Source organism: Nocardia sp. NPDC057663, assembly GCF_042799895.1.
Classification (GTDB): domain Bacteria; phylum Actinomycetota; class Actinomycetes; order Mycobacteriales; family Mycobacteriaceae; genus Nocardia.
The window spans coordinates 731,135-746,944 of the sequence record NZ_JBHVHX010000002.1 but is presented as its reverse complement, the minus strand read 5'-3'; the positions used below and the strand labels follow the sequence as shown (position 1 = coordinate 746,944).

Sequence of the window (15,810 nt, the reverse complement as noted above, 5' to 3'; positions counted from 1 at the left end):
GTTTCTTCGATTTGGGTGGCCATTCGTTGTTGGCGGCGCGTTTGGTTGGCCGTATCGAGCGCTCACTCGGCTATGAACTGGATTTGCGGGATGTCCTTGAAGGGCGCACGGTAGAGCGTATTTGCGAACGGCTGGATTCCCTTCGTCGTTTGGGTGAGATCTAAATGCCAATCGCTCGCAATTGTCGGCTAGATCGAACACCGCCAGAAGTATATTCATTCCATTGGTTGCAGCTGCGCACGCCTATATGTTGCTCGCTCCTTGGTTTCCGGAGTAGCCATGCACAACCGGCTCGTGTGGAAGGAGCTGAGGTCGTGCCTGTACCGGGCTCTCAGTTCACAGCCGGGGCGCCGTCTACCCTAGGGAGTTCGGAAGAATATGCCAGTGGCGGACAGTGGTATGACTTTGTTTCAATCCACGCGGTATTCCGGTGGTGGCCACCTGACCAGGCTGTAGGTAGTAGATGACCTCATCCACCTAGCGAAACGGTGCCTAATGTGGTAATTCAGCGGCCGGCAGGTGGAGGTGCTTGAGTGCCGGTAGGGAGAGAGGTGTTGATTTTGTCAGAGTGAAAGATGGTGAACATATTGTTTTTGGAATTTCGGCGATTGATCTAAAAAGTTTAGCATGAAAGTTGAAAGATGCCTGGAGGGAATGTGACCGAAGATAGATCAGTCAATTTAGGACGCGTGCCGAGATCTCAAACCGAGTATCTGGCGGGCAAGGAGGGTGACGTTCTGGACGTGGTCGGAGTCGGGTATGGGCCGTCCAACCTCGCTTTGGCAGTGGCGCTAGAGGAACACAATAGCTCTGCGGATTCATCTGAGAGCATACGATCCGTGTTCCTCGACCGGAAAAGCTCATTTGGGTGGCATCAGGGTATGCTGATAGAGGACGCAACGATGCAGGTTTCCTTCATTAAGGATCTTGTAACGATGCGCAATCCGACAAGTCGATTCAGCTTCTTGGCCTATCTGCATGCCCACGATCGTTTGGCGGATTTTGTTAATCTAAAATCCTTCTTCCCCGCGCGCGCCGAATTCCATGCCTACTTAGAATGGGTGGCCGCTCAACTCGGCAATTCCGTCCTATTCGGTAGCGAAGTTCTTTCGATGAAGCCAATGGGAGACCAGCAAGCGATCAAAGTTGTCTTTCGACAGGGTATGGTTCAAAGGACACTGCTTACGCGAAACGTGGTACTTGGAATCGGTATTACCCCCTCGATACCTTCCGGTGCCGAGCTCGGTCCTCGCGTTTGGCACTCGTCGGAGCTATTGCATCGGTTGGAGCTGCTTGGCGAGTCGCCGAAGAGAATTATCGTGGTGGGAGCGGGCCAAAGCGCTGCAGAGGTTACCGAGTACCTTCATCGACGCTTCGATGGCGCTGAGGTAATGGCCGTTCACAGGCGCTACGGCTACAGCGTCGCGGACGATACGCCCTTTGTGAATGGGATTTTCGACCCGAGCGCAGTTGATGTCTTTTTTGGAGCGACGAAGGAGGTTAAGGATGAGCTGCTAAACTACCATAGAAATACCAACTATGGAGTAGTTGATCAAGGGCTTTCGGAAGAACTGTATCGGCGGGTGTATTCGGAGAGGGTATCGGGAAAACGCCGTCTGTACTTCTTCAATGCTACCGAAATAAGGAATGTGGACGTGAATGAAACGGAGGTTAGGGCTGAGGTTACACATCTACCTAGTGGAGAGATAAGGGCCCTCACTGCAGACATACTAATATATGCGACAGGCTACGCTAGTTCGGACCCGCTAGCCATCCTCGGGGATGTCGCACCGTACTGTAAGACAGAAGATGCGGGGCGACTGCAGGTCAATCGTGACCATAGTATCGTTGTCTCCGGGGACCTGGCCGGTTCAATCTTCTTGAATGGAGGATCTGAGCATAGCCATGGACTGTCGTCCACGCTCCTCTCAAACATCGGCGTTCGTTCAGGCGAGATCCTTCATTCGATTCTCGTACAACAACGGGATGGGATCGCTGGATGAAGTGCTGGTACATAAGGTCTAGCGGAAGTGGCTCATCGCTGCCGCCAGAATGCGAGGATGTCTAATGTTCGTTCCTCATTACTATAGGCCGGAGTCGCCCCACGGCTGGTTGGATATAGTTGAAAGTTATCCGCTCGCGACGCTGGTGACGAGTGCTTCCCCTTATCCGCGGATCACACATCTGCCAATAGTGGTTGATCGGGACTGTGACCGCGTTCAATGCGACACACTACTCGGCCACATGAATCGATCGAACCCCCATTGGCTCGATCTAGTTGATGGCTGTCCCGGCGTGTTGATCTTCAATGGACCGAACGCATACATTTCGCCCGCATATTATGAGCAGAGGGTGGCTTCGCCGACGTGGAATTTTGTTTCAGTACATGTGAGCGGAACGATTCATCCTATCGTGGGCGGAAAACCCACGATGGACGTTGTGCGTAAGACGGTGAGAACGTTTGAGAGTTCGCACGGACAGGGTTGGGACGACACGCACTCGATAGAATATTTCGAGAGCATCGTAAGCGGTGTGGGAGCATTTCGGTTTCGTGTCTCAAACGTAGATTCGATGTTTAAGCTGAGTCAGGAAAAGGACTCCGCGACGCAACGACGAGTGATCGACAGACTTATGTCTAGTGGCCGCAGCGCAGATGGCGATATCGCGAATCTGATGAGACCTTCCGGCAGCGATCAGGAGCACCGTGGTGGGGGCTGCGATAGTCAGTCGCATGGAACATTCGGTCAAGATTGATGGTGGTTGTCAGTATAGTGCAGAGCTGAAATTGTAGGATGGGTCAGTTACTCGGAACCTCTCGGTTAGCCGCGAGGCTGCAAGATTGGACAATTGTTCTGTGCACGTACAAGAATCTGTTGACGTACCCAAGTATGCCCGTTATGCCCTAATTCCAGCGGTCGGCATTTCTAAGCTGGGAACTGGTTCCTTCACTGTCGTAGTTCTATTTGTCATTGGTCGAGATGCTGGCGTCGGAACTGCGGGCATAGTGCTTGCTCTTAGCGCAGTGCCCGCCGTAATTTTCGGACTTCTGGGTGGGGTGTTTGCAGATCAATGGGAAAAACGGCGACTGCTATTGCTGTACGATGCTGCCAGTATCGTTGTTTGTGCACTACCTTGTATTTTGTTCTTGGTGCGGCGCGACCTTCTTGGAAACATTAAATTGGTAGTTGCCAGTGCGGTAGTTATATCATTTATATGCGCGGTATCCTCAAGCTTGTACGCGCCCACCAGTAGAGCGATAGCCCCTTTCGTCGTTCATCGCTCCGAATTCGCGAGATACAATGGAATGCTTACTGCTGCGGGGAATGTGGCCCAGGTGTGCGGCCCGCTCATCGGCGGGCTGATAATCGTTGTGTCCGATGACTGTTACGTTTGGGCGCTGGCGATGAATACTGGGTCGTTCGTTATTTCGTTCCTAATCACCCTTCGATTGCCTCGTGTGGGTGCTGCTGAAGCTCGGGCGAGGAGGTCGATCTTTCGAAAGCTGCTAGAAGCGGCGATTTGGGTTAAGGACAATCGACCTGTTCGACGGGTTGTACTTACTGCCTCGATTCTATATTTTCTGTTGGCACCCGCTGGCCTCATCGTCCTGTCCAGGCTTTCGGGCACGGAGATGGCCGGGGAATATCTATCGCTATGTCAGGCGTTTCAAGCATTCGGTTCAATCGCTTTTGTGGTTGTGGCCGATCGGGTGCAGCGTAAGGATGGCATGCCATCGTCCATGGGTGCTATTTGCGTGTTATCGGCGACTATGATGCTTATGCTTGCAACTTCGAATCTGATGGTTTATTTGGTGTCTAGCTTTGGCATTGGGTTGCTGTCGACGATGGTTGCAGTTTCGTTGTTCGGTGTCATTCAAGGTGAGTCTCCGCCGTCGATGGTTGGGCGAACGATTGCTATTGCGGCGGCGCTGAGCGGTGCTCTAATTCCGGTTGGGTTGTGGTCGTTTGGTCAACTCGTCGCGGTTTCGTCCTACATGGCGATAGTCGTTTCAAGTGCCAGCCTCGTAGTATTGGGATTGGCAGTTCACCTGTCTTCGCGGAAGGTGTTGGTTTCTTGATGGCGACTCTGTGATGGATTGGCGACTTTCGTTGGCCGTCATAGTGGTACTCCGCGGTGTGCGCACTGGGCCGAGCGTTGCCCTGAGTGGTCGGTTTTCTCGTTATCGGGCGGTCATGGATCATGGTCGCTGTAGGATTGAAAGGATTGGCAGTGGACGATTGCTTCAGTGTTGGTCGTGTATGCGGTGTCGGTTCGAAGATAGTACTGGGCATCGATTTTGAGGGATCGCGGCGTGGAGCTCGATTGGAGGATTTGGCAGCCGAGTTCCACGACGAGACGACGTTGTATCGGTGCCACACGATTGGATATTCTGGATTGCGCCCGAGGGATGCGCTCGCTCATGCTACGGACTGTTGGCTTTCTGGCCTCGGAGCAGGTAGGTCCGACGTAGCTGTGGTTGTTGGTTTCTGCTCTGGTGGGCATATCGCCTCGTATCTGGCCAATCGATTGGCGGCAGATTTTGGCATGGATGTGCCGGTCGTTACTTTCGATACTCTCCCGTTGGACGAAAAGACCATTATTTCTGAGTACAACAGGTACATCTCTAACCTCCATGAGTTCCTCGAACCGGCAGATATAGCGATGGCTCACCGCATTCCAGTTGGGGCAGACCTTGAACCCCGGAGTCTGGCTGATAGTCTGGTGAATGGTTATGCAAATCTGGTAGAGAGAGCTGCAGACCGTGCAGGCATCGGAGGTAGAGTTGCTAGTCAAATTGTCGGTAGTTTCGCTGCGTATCTAGAATACCTGGTCCTCGCGATTTGCGCGGAAGGCGGTAGTCATGATGTTTCGGATCGGATTAGAATCTTTTCGGAAGAGTACAATCGTTTTTTTGGGGCAGAAGGCATCACGGCGAAGGTAGGTCATGACGATCTGCTATTGTCTGATGAATCTAGGAATACCCTGCGGGCCGTGTTGATGTCAGATTGAGTTTGGCTCTGCCCTGCGCAAGGTCGATGGCACGATGACCGAACTCTATTTAGTTGCGTGGGCGGCGTTGTCTCCGATTTCGGCCCACGCCCGTGTGTTCTGTGGTCGTTTGCACAGTGTGGTCCGGCGACACCGCAGTTGAGAAGGGTTTTGCACCGCCGAGGTCGCCGCCGGCCGCCACCTTTGGTCATCAAGTGTGGACTTCTGCCTACTCGTCGGGTCCTAACCGCGGTCCAAAGTGGCCGGTGCCTCTGACATGGTTCGATGAGACTGTTGCCCGGCGCCGAGTGACGGTTCGTTCCGAATCTAACCATCCTTGATCAGGCCCAGTTGGCCAGGTCGCCGGAGCACGGCCGAACCTCTTACTGGGCCTACCTTGTATTGGATGCCGGCGCAGTGCGCTCGCTACCGGGGGATGTTCTACGATTAGCGTCGTCAATCCCGGTCGAATTGGCGCGATGGATACAACGGGGGCCGGAATCTATCGGGCCGCTCGCGTGCTAACGACCTCGTGCATGATTGCTGAGAGCTGTGACCGGCCGCGGGTTGGGCGCGGTTGTCACCTTGCGGGCTGAGCCCGGTCGATGTGCTGATGGTCGGACAACAGCCCAGCGATGGCCCGCACGGTGTGGTCGAAGCCCGTCCTTCGTGTCAGATGCCGAGTGAGCGCTCGCCAGTTCTGCAGATGAGCGATGGCGTGCTCGACACGAATCCTGTGGCGGGAGTGGGCCTGTCGCTGTGTCCGGTGATGCTGTTCGTACCAAGCGGGCGGGTTACGGCGGAACTTGCGATGCGGGGGCGTGATCACCGCGCTTCCTGTGTCGGCGTTGGGGCCCTGATAGCCGGCGTCGGCAAGAACTCGGGCACCGCTGCCGACGAGCAGCCCCGCCAGTCCGGAGTCCCGTGCCTGGGTGATGTCGGCGACCGAGCCGGGCACAGTGGCACCGCAGAACACCACCCGGCCCACCGAGTCGGTGTTCACCATCGACTTGATCGCGTTCTGGCGAGACTTCCCGGAGATGAACCGGTCACGCCCGGCCGTATGCGCCGCAGGCCGGCGCGCCCGGACCTCGGTCGCGTCAAGAATCGCGTAATCCTCAGTGCTGCCCAGGTATTCGACGACTTCACCCAGATCACGCAGTCGTGTCCTGTTCTCGATCCGGCATCCTCGCTCGGCCAGGATCGGGCGGATCTCACCGATCGCGCGGGTCACCGTGGAGCGGTCCACCTCGAACCAGGCCGCGAGCACATCATGGGTGACCCCGTGGCGCAGCGCGACCAGCAGCCGGTCGAGGAACACCAGCCGATAGCCGGGCTCCCGCACCCGGGGCCCGCAACCGCACCCGGCCTGCACGCCTGGCGTCCTGCCGCTCCTGCCATACCGGACCGACCTCGGCCACCAACCCGGCGATCACCTCGGTCGACAACCCCGTCACCCGACGCCGCGACAACACTGCCCCACGACCCACACCAAGATCATCCCAGCCCCCACAAGCCAACCATGCACGAGGTCGCTAGTAGCTCGCGCAACGACTCGGCGGCGGGTGCTTCGGTCGTGCCAGCAAGTTCGATGACCCTTCGGACGGTGAGGGCGTCGACGCCGCTACGTGCGGCACCGTTCGCGTATCGATCGATTTCGTCTAGGACATCCGCTGTGGGCGTCCGCGGGGCGGAGTGGTTCATCAGTCGGGTGCTGTCGATGTCGATGTAGCCGCGTTGGCTCCGCAGCAGGTGTTCGATCTCGTCCAACGTGGTCGTCGACATTGCCAGTGTCGCCAGGGAGTCTTCCGCAAGGATTTCGGCTGCTACCCATTTGACTCGTGTTGCTGAGTCTACGAGCTGAACCACGTTGTCCCGCCGGGTTTCGACTGTGCCACGCCACCCGCTAGCGGCTACATCTAGGAGGTCGTCTGCCTCTGACGGGTGCCAGGACCAAATGGGCTCGAACTCGGCCACATCCGTGGCCGTTAGGATTGCCACCTCGCGACCGCCGAGTTTTCGGGCCTGGCATGCGCCTCGCTGGATCGAAGCCCGCCGTCGACCGCCCCCGGTCGTCGTCGCGACCTTGGAACCGTCAGCCGAGCGCTGCTGCGCTGCAATATCGCGACAGATGCCGCCACCGTGGTTCTGCCGTCGCCACGCGACGAGCAATGTGGGTGCCGGCAATGGACAACGCCGCCCACCCGGGGGCACTGCTCCCGATGCTGGCGATACTCGAGGCGATGCTCGGAGCTGGCCGATGAACGCGTTGGTGTTCGCGTACTACCGACGCCCGCTGGTGCGTAACCGGATTCGGTCCGTCGAGGCCAGGATTGCCGAGGTTGCTTCGCTATACGGGTGCAGTGAACTCCAGACATTCGTCGAGTTCGAGTCACCGATTCGGCTGCTGTGGTCGCTGGGCGAGTTCCTGGATCAGCGTGTCGACGCGAGCGTTGCCGAACAGGTGCGCAATCTCGCGCGGGAACATGGCTACGAGTACGACCACATGCACAGCTACCCGACACCCGCACCTGCCTTGTGGCAACTGATCGCAGCGCTCGAGGCGGCTGGTGGTGGAATTGTGTTGATCCCGTCAGTGCACCACCTCGCCGACCTGGAGGTTCCGGAAGCGACAATCCTGCAACATCCTTGGGTGAACTTCAGAGCACGGGTGGTCTGGATCGATCCTGCGGCCGGGTACGCCTGGAGGCGTATGCGCCTCGTGAGCCTGGCTCAGCCGGTTCAGTGACCGGGCTCCTCGGTGAATTCCGGGTCAGCCGTTCTGCGCTGCGATGCGCGTGGCGCGCAGCACTGCGAGGAATGCTTGGCCCGATCCGGGTACGCGGCTGTGCGGACAAGATCGATGAGCTGATAGTCGCGATCGTCGGCCCGGCTGAGCGGCGGTGGATCGGCAATGTTGACATGCTCGACGAGCGGCTGGTGGTCCGGTTGATGCGACCGGCGGAGTCACATTCTGGTAGTCGAGGTGGCCGAGACCCGGGACTACGGCGACGCGCCCCTGGACCCGACGCTGCGCCGGATCTGTGCCTCCGGAGTCAGAGTTCACCGCCAAAGCTTCTCGGGCGGTGGGACATTGACTCGGTATGAGGTGCCTATTCCGGGCAGGGTGAGACGCTGATGTGGGAGTTGGCCTTACCTATTGCACCGTGCCTGGTCGTACTCGTCTGGTGCATCCAGGGTCCACGCTGGATGTCGGTGTTCACCCGCCCGCACCGACGGGACACAGGCCGGGCGCGGGCGGGTAATGACGTCAGCGAGCTCGGTTATACCGATGCTGCGTCATAGGCGGCGATGACTCCGGAGGAGATTCTGCCCCGGCTGGACACGCTGTGGCCGTTTTCGCCTGCCCACGCCCGGATCGCGGCGAGATCGTTCCGACTGGAGGAAGTACCCGCGGTTGCCGTCGCGGACGATCGGCGGCTCGGCGACTTGATGCGTCCGACGCGGCGGGCGTAAGGCAGCCACTGGTCGAATGTTTCGCGCAGCTTTGTGGCGTTCGTGTTGGACAGGTCGATTTCGTATGCTGCGCCGTCGATTTCGAAGTTGACGGTGACTTCGGCGACCGAGGTGCCGTCGAAGTCGTCGATGAGAGTGACAACTACCTTGCGCGCCATAGCTCTGCGTCCTGTTCGTTGGTGTACGGAAATGCCTGTCAGCAATCGTAATTGCCTTTCGGTTCGGTGCGAAATTATCGCCTGCGGGACTGCCTTCGTTCCTTGCGCTGGGGGAGACCGAAGCTCACGCTGCCCGCTTCCTCGGCGTGGTTCCCGATAGCTCGATCTTCCAGCCATGGGCGCCTGGGAATGTCGCCACTCCGGATTGGGATGCGGCCTTGAGCTGTTCGAGTTGCATCGCTGGGCGGATCCAAGTACGACATCACTTGAGTTCGAAGCCATCTGGCGGGTCCGTGGGCTGACCTCGCGCACGGAGCACCGACGGTCATCGGCGACCTATCCTGTGACACCGACACCTACGCTCGGCGTCATGCCAGCGGTCGACGTGCCGCTCTGGGCACACTCGTCGTTGTGCCCGCAAGCGGCCGAGAGCAGCGGCGACCAGCGAGGATTCGGGACGGCCTCTGAAGATGTCGGGTCCTTTTCCTACGCTTGTCGCATGACGTTCACTGCACTTCATCGGGTCCTTGGTGTAGCTCCAGGACCACTGACCGACCAGCTGCTCGACGAGGCGGTGGCTCGTGGCGTGGAGGAGATCGACGACTTGGACTGGAAGTCGGAACTACCGCCGGTGAAGGGACTGTCGCAGACGGACTTCCCTAAGGACGTTGCCGCGATGGCGAACAGCGGGGGTGGGTTGATCGTCTATGGAGTGCGCGAGTCACAGAAGGCTGCGACTGAGCGTGTCGATGCTGGCAAGTTCGATGAGGGGTACGAGCGCGCCCTGCGCGTTGCTGCGATCAATGCCATCACGCCACCCGTATTCGGCCTGGTCGTGCATCGACTCGGTTCCGTCGACAAACGAGCCGTGGCTGTTGAGATACCGGCGAGCGTCGATGGTCCGCATCTGATCTACAGGAATGAGTACTTCGGCGCGCCCCTGCGCAACGACTCCGACACTGTATGGATGAAGGAACGCCAGATCGAGGCGATGTACCGGGCCCGCTTCGATGAACGCCGTCATGCCACCGAGGCGCTGGACAACCTGTTCGTTGAGGCGGCACGCGGCCGGAACATCGGCGAACGTGCGTGGCTGGTCGCGGTTGGGCATCCACGAGTTCCTCGATTCCAGAACCGCCTTACTCGTGAAGAGGTCCGCCAAGTGCTGAGGCAGGCGGAGAGCGTGACATCGGGCTACACATCTGGCGGAGGGGTGCACCCCTTGGCAAGCGTGGACGGGCTGAACCCACGTCCTGGTCTCCGGCGCTGGGTTGCGGCCAATACTGCGACCGGCGATCGTTCGGTCTGGAAGGAAGCGTGGGCGAGCATCCACCATGACGGATCGGTCACTATAGCTGCGGCGGTCGGTGGACACCCCAGTGGAAGCGGTAGCTACTTCGATGGTTGGCAGGTCGAGTCGTCAGCCATCGAGGCCGGTGTCGCTGATCTCATGGCGCTCGTACAGGCTACCGCCGAGGCAACCGGCAACGATGAGTACGACATTCGTGTCGGGATCGAATGGGCCGGTCAGCATCCACTGACACTTCTCACCACGGAACGCTACGGCTACACCTATGATGGCCAGTCCACACCGCTATATGGCTATACGCCTGTCGAGACAAGCGTGAACACAACCGAATCGCTGGCGGATCTCTTCTGGCACGTTCATGACCTCGCCCGAGACTGTGTAAACCAAGGCGGAATCTCCGAAGTGCGGCTGATTCGCCCTCCCGCACGCGACGAAGAAGATTAGACCGGCGTTGCACTGCCGCAGGCTGTTTTCAGCGTTCTGTTGACCATGTGGGACTGCGATCGCAGGGTGGTGCCTGGCAGGACACGCAGAACATGGGCAACTGGAAAACTCCTGGTCGTTGTCGGATGTTTCTGGTCTGAGCGTTGCTGATCACGCTGTGCCCATCGGCAACGCTCAGACCGGCAACAAGTCCAGTTGATGAAGGAAAGGACGACGGCCATTCGCTCCACATTCGGTATTCACCGGGCGACCTACCGCATCACGCTCGTCGGCCAGAATCTGGCCACCACCCGCCGCACGACGCGGGAACAATGACGGCCCTGTTGTCGGCGATCTATGCGATGGAGTTGGGGTCGCCAAGCAAGCTCTTTGAGAGTGCTGTGGCGATCACCGCCGTCAGCTTCACCTTCCTGTTGTCGCCGAAGGAGCCCTCGATGATCAGATAGTTCTGCTCGTTGCTGTGCTCGTCTCCGCTCGTCATGCCGACATCGGCTTCTTCTTGCCGAACCGGGAGCCTGCCATAACGTTGATGCGCTGCTCGACGTTGATGAGGCCGAGCACGGTGGCGGTGAGAGCCTCCGGCGACGTCCAGCTGTCGATGTTGGCGTTGTTCACGCGGACGGCGTCGTCCCCTTCTGCCGCATACAGCGGTTGACCCGACATCTTGTGGGCATGCATGACCTTGGAGATCACCTCATCCTCGTACACGCCCTTCACCAGATCGACGACGTCCTCGGCCGCTGCTTTCGGGTACTGCTCGGTCCAGTACTGGAACTCAGACATGAACAGCGGGAACGACAGGTTGAAATGCACCGTGCCGTAGGACCCGTCGACGCAATCGGCCTTATCGAACCGTGCCGCGTGGGCGACCTCGTCCTCTGGGAAGTGGTTGTCCCAGTAGGTAGCAGGGATGCCATCGGACGAACGCCGAGCCGCGCCGAACCGATCACCGGTGCGGTCTTCGTTGAGGAGCGCAGTCCCCCCGGCTCCGCCAGTGTCCTGGCGGCCGGGTGACGAGCCACTCGGGCGAGGCTGGTTCGGCCGCTTCGCCTTGACGTGCACACGTGATTCACCGGTGCGTGCACCCGAATCGTTGCCGGCCGTCCTCCCGAAGGCATGCTCGATCAGATTCACCGGCCGGAACCGCGTCGCCAGCCGAGCTGCGATGCGCTTCAGGCGTTCCCGTCTCTCGGTGCTGTCGGCAGGAGACGACCGCGACTTGCGGAACTCCGCGAGCGCGTCCTGGATCGGCTTGGGCATGTTGAGCGCAAACGAGTCCTCCCAGTCGGCCCACGGCAGCGGGGTACCGCCCTTCGAGAGCAGCTGACCGCGCGAACCCTGCGGGAAAACACCCCAATCCGGGCGGCCCTCCTCGTACTTGGGCGGTGTCAGGACGAGCCACAGCCGGTTCCTGAATTCCTCGATGAGACCGAACGGGCGGTAATCTCGCACGGTCGTCTTCCGTTCGTACGATTCACCCTCGTAGGCGAGGCAGATGTGCGGGGTAGCCGGTCCGTCCGTCTGGCCGCGGGTGACAATGTCTTCTCCTGCGAGGTACCAGTCGACCCAGGTGTCGTGCTTGAGCTTGACCCTGCCCCGTTGGGCGGTGTCGGGGATGTAGGCCAACGCCCCGCGGGCACGACGCCAGTCGATAGAGAGCAGCGTCCCGGTCGGCGACTCCAGCGAGTCCTTCTGCCAAGTGCCCGGCTCACGCTTCGTCCGATCCTCGACCTCGGCGACCCTGGCCGCCACGCCCTGCGGGATCTCAAGGAACCGGGAGTTGATGTAGATGATGATCCCGCGCTTCACATTGTCCTCGCCGCGATCGACATCGCCGCGATGGGTGTCATCGTCCGGCGACTTACCAAGAAACAGGAACACCGTGCCCTGGCCGGCTTCCTCGATCTCCTTGGTTTTCAGCTGTGCGACGTCCACACCGATCTCGTCGAGGTAGAACGGAGCCACAACATCTTCAACGGAGCCGTCTTCGTCGACCTCGAAGTCTTTCAACTCCCAGTAGATCTTGCCCGCCCGCGTCACCCGGTGGATCCAGATCATGCAGCCCTCGGGGTCGTAGTTCGTCCACGACGCGACGATAATGCCGTACGGATTCCATTCGTAGCAGGACGATTTGAATCCCTGCCCGAAGTTCTGGGTCAACCCGATCGGACGGCCGCCACCGCCAAAGGACATGAGGAAGATCTTGATGTCCTCGGGACTCATCCCGATGCCGTTGTCGGCGATATACCGGCGAAGCACGCCCTTCGACTTGAATCCCTGCGGTTCGACGCCGAACTCGATCGATGTGGCTTGAGCCTGGATTCCGTTGACAAGAGCTTCCCGAGCCCACTGCCACTTCTCGCCGGCCTCGTACGCCTGGCGAATCAAATAAGCGGTGCCTTCCTGGGACACCGACGCAATACTTCCCATCAGCTTCTCCTAGCTTGCTAGGAACGGCGGCTAGGCAACTAGCTTCCGCTCAAGCCCGACTGTTCGGACCTCAACTTGAGCGTATCTCTGACCGCCGACAGGAGAAGTAGCAATCCGGTGGTGTGTTGTTGCTGCGTGGTCTGCCCTGTCCCGCAGCTGATCTGGGTGGTGTAGCTCGCACCGAACCGTGCACTCCTGGATAGCCGCGCCGACATTCGATGATTTGCTCTCGCAAGTCTTCGCACGGACGCATGGCTCCCACAAGGAGGTTGTCTCTTGCGGTTGTATTGGTCTTGTGGCGTCGGTCCTGGCGGCGAGATTGTGATCGCATCAGTGTGACGCGGTGAAGGTGATGTCGCGGTATGTCATTCGCGCCGCGGTGCCCGGCACTTCGTCTGGGCGGCGGCATCGCGCCGGTGGATCAGCGCGCGGTGTTCACGGCGGTGGTATTCGTGTTTCAGTCGGCGTCGTAGTAGACGGCGCCGAGGTGCAGTGTGGCAGTCTCAACGAACGATCGTGACCCGGTCCGATGGAGACTCGAGCTGGCCCCACGGTTACCCCGCACTTTCGTAGCCGAGATGCTATCTGGTGCTACCGACGGACGACTGCCCGCAGACCTGAGGGACATTGGTGACGGCCACGCATCCCCTGCTTAGTAGCTCCTTCGGCATCGCTGCCAATCTCGGATGCAGTGGCCGAAGGCGTTGCGATGCCGTCGGTCGAATTCGACGTTCTGACCACCGGTCATTGGGGTTGAGTGTCCGGTGTGGGGCTCTCAGGACGGCTCCTCGGGTGCAAGCCGTACAGTCCGGTCCTGGCTACGGTTCCTTGAGATGCGTTGTAATCCGCTGTTGCCGAACATGATTTGCCGAAACGGCCGCCAGCCGATCTGGGCGCATCCGCTTCGTCTCGGAGGAGATCGTTGGTGTGGGTGCTGAACTTCGATCCTCGCCAGACCGATGAGTTCATGACGCTCTGTGTGGGGGTCAGGGGTTCGAGTCCCCTTAGCTCCACCCGTTTATACAGGTCAGGCCCGGTATCTTACCGGGCCTGACCTGTTTTGTCTGAGCCGGCGTCAGATGACGGCGACGATTTTGCCGGTGCCCCCCGGCAGTTCGCGGACTTCCTCGACCACGTCGTCACCGATTGGATGACCTCACTGCGCGAGGCTCGAGCACCCGACACCGACCCCGAGACCGCAGCCCGCACAGCCACATTGGTGATTGCGACGATGCGCGGACTGCTGCTCGATCTGCTCGCCACCGGCGACCGGAGGCGGGTCCAGGATGCCGCCGACTCGCAGTCACCCCACCGCAGCGGTCAGGAGTCGGCCGGAACCCACGGTCGCGCAGACGCCGGGTAGCCCGAGGGGGTCCCGCGCACCAGACAGATCGCGGAAGCGCTGCGACCGGTGCCGGTGGGCGGCGGCGGTTTTCGCGGGTCTAGTGGCCTGGTGCATCCTGTGTCGGCGCCGCTGGGGCTGTACCAGCCATCGGGCCAGGCATGTGCCCTACGATCTCGGGTCCGGTCGTGGCGGACCAGTTGGCGAGCAGCTTCAGGCCGTCCTCGGCGGCGGTCGCTGGAGGCGCGCTGTAGACGACCACGCTCAGGCCGCTTTCGTCTGGCAGGGCCATGGTCTCCTGGTCGAGTTCCAGGTCGCCGACGAGCGGATGGTTGAGGCGTTTGGTGCTCTGGCTGAAGACGTACACGTCATGGGATCCCCACATCACGCGGAAAGCGTCGCTGCGGGTGGACAGTTCGCCGATCAGGTTCGACAATTCCCGGTCGTAGGGGTTTTTCCCCGCTTCGATGCGCAGCGCGCCAACGGCGAAGCGGGCCATGCGCTCCCAGTTGGTGTAGAACCGCTTGGCCGCGGGATTGAAGAACGCGAACCGGGCGACGTTTGCCCCGCAGGTCGGGTCGGCATACATCTCCGAGTACAGGGCCCGGCCCAACGAGTTGGCAGCCAGCGTGTCGAGACGGTTGTTCATCACGAACGCAGGCAGCTCCGGCATCCCCTCGACGATCCGCGCCACGCTCGGGCGCACCGCAGGCCGCACCGCCGGCTGCCTGACCCGCGCCTCGGGCGCCGGTCCCGCAGCGCGGGCGAGGTCGTACAGGTACATGCGCTCGGTGTCGTCGAGCCGCAAGGCGTGGGCGAGGGCATCCAGCACGCTGTCGGAGACACCTCTGAGGTTGCCGCGCTCCAGGCGCGTGTAGTACTCGACGCTCACCCCGGCGAGCGTCGCGACCTCACCCCTGCGCAGTCCCGGCACCCGCCGCAGACCGTATGCCGGCAGACCCGCCTGCTCTGGGGTGATCTTGTCGCGCCGGGAGCGGAGGAATGCGGTGACCGTGTCCCGGTTGTCCATGAGAACAGGGTAAGCAGCCCGTGCGATGGGTGAGGGGCCCTGCCGATACCCCTCACAGCAAAGACTCCCCCGTCACGCCGGTCTCCCGTTGCATGGTGAGTGTCCCGCTCCCCGGGGTCCGTACCGAGTTCCACATGAGGGCTCGAGTACCTGAACATGACTGAAAGGCATACGAGATGAGCGACCGGATCGAGACAGTGACGGAGAGCCCTGCGGATGTTGTGCGAGGGCTGTATGACGCGCTGCGCAAGGGCGACGTGCCGGGTGTCCTGGCCAAGCTCGCGCCCGAGGTGATCGTCGACGAGCCGAACCAGCTTCCCTACGGCGGCGTGCACCAAGGTCGCGAGGTGTTTGTGGAGTCGGTCCTCGGCGCGATGATGGGCTACGCCGATGTCGCCGTCACCGATGCCGAGGTGTTCGAGGGCCCGGCAGGTGTCATCGGAACGCTCGTCGGAACGCTCACTGCCCACACCACCGGTGAGGAGTTCCCGCTGACGATGGTTGAGATTCACCAGGTCGAGGACGGCGCGGTGTGCAAGATCGACGTCTTCACCAAGAACCCCCACGAGCTCGCCGCGTTCTACGCGCGCGCCGAGGCGGGCACCCAACCCCGGACGCAGTAGGCCACGAC

15 protein-coding genes are annotated in these 15,810 nt (G+C 60.3%); 9 read left to right on the top strand and 6 right to left on the bottom strand.

Features of this window, described 5'->3' with window-relative positions; genetic code table 11:
• The first annotated feature begins 11 nt into the window (after positions 1–11).
• From ACFVAV_RS08080 to ACFVAV_RS08060, 5 genes are all read left to right on the top strand, one after another.
• Positions 12–164 carry a phosphopantetheine-binding protein gene (locus ACFVAV_RS08080; protein WP_379031863.1) on the top strand — a complete coding sequence of 51 codons (153 nt, stop codon included), beginning with the start codon at positions 12–14 and terminating at the stop codon, positions 162–164.
• Between the two features lie 492 nt (positions 165–656).
• Positions 657–2,003 carry a lysine N(6)-hydroxylase/L-ornithine N(5)-oxygenase family protein gene (locus ACFVAV_RS08075; protein WP_379031768.1) on the top strand — a complete coding sequence of 449 codons (1,347 nt, stop codon included), beginning with the start codon at positions 657–659 and terminating at the stop codon, positions 2,001–2,003.
• 49 nt (positions 2,004–2,052) lie between these two features.
• A complete protein-coding gene (locus ACFVAV_RS08070) occupies positions 2,053–2,754 on the top strand; it encodes an FMN-binding negative transcriptional regulator (protein WP_379031766.1) in 702 nt (233 codons plus the stop codon).
• Positions 2,755–2,854: 100 nt separating this feature from the next.
• Complete coding sequence (locus ACFVAV_RS08065; RefSeq protein ID WP_379031763.1) at positions 2,855–4,078, top strand: MFS transporter; 1,224 nt, start codon at positions 2,855–2,857, stop codon at positions 4,076–4,078.
• Positions 4,079–4,230: 152 nt separating this feature from the next.
• Positions 4,231–5,010: a hypothetical protein gene (locus ACFVAV_RS08060; RefSeq protein ID WP_379031759.1), complete on the top strand. Its 780-nt coding sequence runs from the start codon at positions 4,231–4,233 to the stop codon at positions 5,008–5,010.
• 559 nt (positions 5,011–5,569) lie between these two features.
• Here ACFVAV_RS08060 and ACFVAV_RS08055 read toward each other — a convergent pair.
• Together ACFVAV_RS08055 and ACFVAV_RS08050 are read right to left on the bottom strand one after the other, a co-directional pair.
• Positions 5,570–6,334 (bottom strand): transposase family protein, encoded by a 765-nt coding sequence (locus ACFVAV_RS08055; RefSeq protein ID WP_379031756.1) that lies wholly within the window; start codon positions 6,332–6,334, stop codon positions 5,570–5,572.
• Positions 6,335–6,486: 152 nt separating this feature from the next.
• Positions 6,487–7,203 (bottom strand): DUF1152 domain-containing protein, encoded by a 717-nt coding sequence (locus ACFVAV_RS08050; RefSeq protein ID WP_379031753.1) that lies wholly within the window; start codon positions 7,201–7,203, stop codon positions 6,487–6,489.
• A 46-nt stretch (positions 7,204–7,249) separates the two neighbouring features.
• On the opposite strand from ACFVAV_RS08050, the gene ACFVAV_RS08045 reads away from it, so the two are divergent.
• Complete coding sequence (locus ACFVAV_RS08045; protein ID WP_379031750.1) at positions 7,250–7,738, top strand: hypothetical protein; 489 nt, start codon at positions 7,250–7,252, stop codon at positions 7,736–7,738.
• A 535-nt stretch (positions 7,739–8,273) separates the two neighbouring features.
• On the opposite strand, the gene ACFVAV_RS08040 is transcribed toward ACFVAV_RS08045, so the two are convergent.
• Positions 8,274–8,624: an Lsr2 family protein gene (locus tag ACFVAV_RS08040; RefSeq protein ID WP_379031747.1), complete on the bottom strand. Its 351-nt coding sequence runs from the start codon at positions 8,622–8,624 to the stop codon at positions 8,274–8,276.
• 499 nt (positions 8,625–9,123) lie between these two features.
• On the opposite strand from ACFVAV_RS08040, the gene ACFVAV_RS08035 reads away from it, so the two are divergent.
• Positions 9,124–10,377: a helix-turn-helix domain-containing protein gene (locus ACFVAV_RS08035; protein WP_379031744.1), complete on the top strand. Its 1,254-nt coding sequence runs from the start codon at positions 9,124–9,126 to the stop codon at positions 10,375–10,377.
• Between the two features lie 334 nt (positions 10,378–10,711).
• Here the strand turns inward: ACFVAV_RS08035 and ACFVAV_RS08030 are convergent, their stop codons facing one another.
• Together ACFVAV_RS08030 and ACFVAV_RS08025 are read right to left on the bottom strand one after the other, a co-directional pair.
• Entirely contained in the window at positions 10,712–10,858 is a 147-nt protein-coding gene (locus ACFVAV_RS08030) for a hypothetical protein (protein WP_379031741.1), read from the bottom strand.
• Positions 10,855–12,807 carry a hypothetical protein gene (locus tag ACFVAV_RS08025; protein ID WP_379031737.1) on the bottom strand — a complete coding sequence of 651 codons (1,953 nt, stop codon included), beginning with the start codon at positions 12,805–12,807 and terminating at the stop codon, positions 10,855–10,857. Before ACFVAV_RS08025 ends, ACFVAV_RS08030 begins: the two co-directional genes overlap by 4 nt.
• Before the next feature lie 1,150 nt (positions 12,808–13,957).
• Here ACFVAV_RS08025 and ACFVAV_RS08020 point away from each other — a divergent pair.
• Complete coding sequence (locus ACFVAV_RS08020) at positions 13,958–14,170, top strand: hypothetical protein (RefSeq protein WP_379031735.1); 213 nt, start codon at positions 13,958–13,960, stop codon at positions 14,168–14,170.
• A gap of 79 nt (positions 14,171–14,249) precedes the next feature.
• Here the strand turns inward: ACFVAV_RS08020 and ACFVAV_RS08015 are convergent, their stop codons facing one another.
• Complete coding sequence (locus tag ACFVAV_RS08015) at positions 14,250–15,179, bottom strand: helix-turn-helix transcriptional regulator (protein WP_379031733.1); 930 nt, start codon at positions 15,177–15,179, stop codon at positions 14,250–14,252.
• A gap of 176 nt (positions 15,180–15,355) precedes the next feature.
• On the opposite strand from ACFVAV_RS08015, the gene ACFVAV_RS08010 reads away from it, so the two are divergent.
• On the top strand, positions 15,356–15,802 hold the full coding sequence (locus ACFVAV_RS08010; RefSeq protein WP_379031730.1) for a nuclear transport factor 2 family protein: 447 nt from the start codon (positions 15,356–15,358) through the stop codon (positions 15,800–15,802).
• Positions 15,803–15,810: the final 8 nt, after the last annotated feature.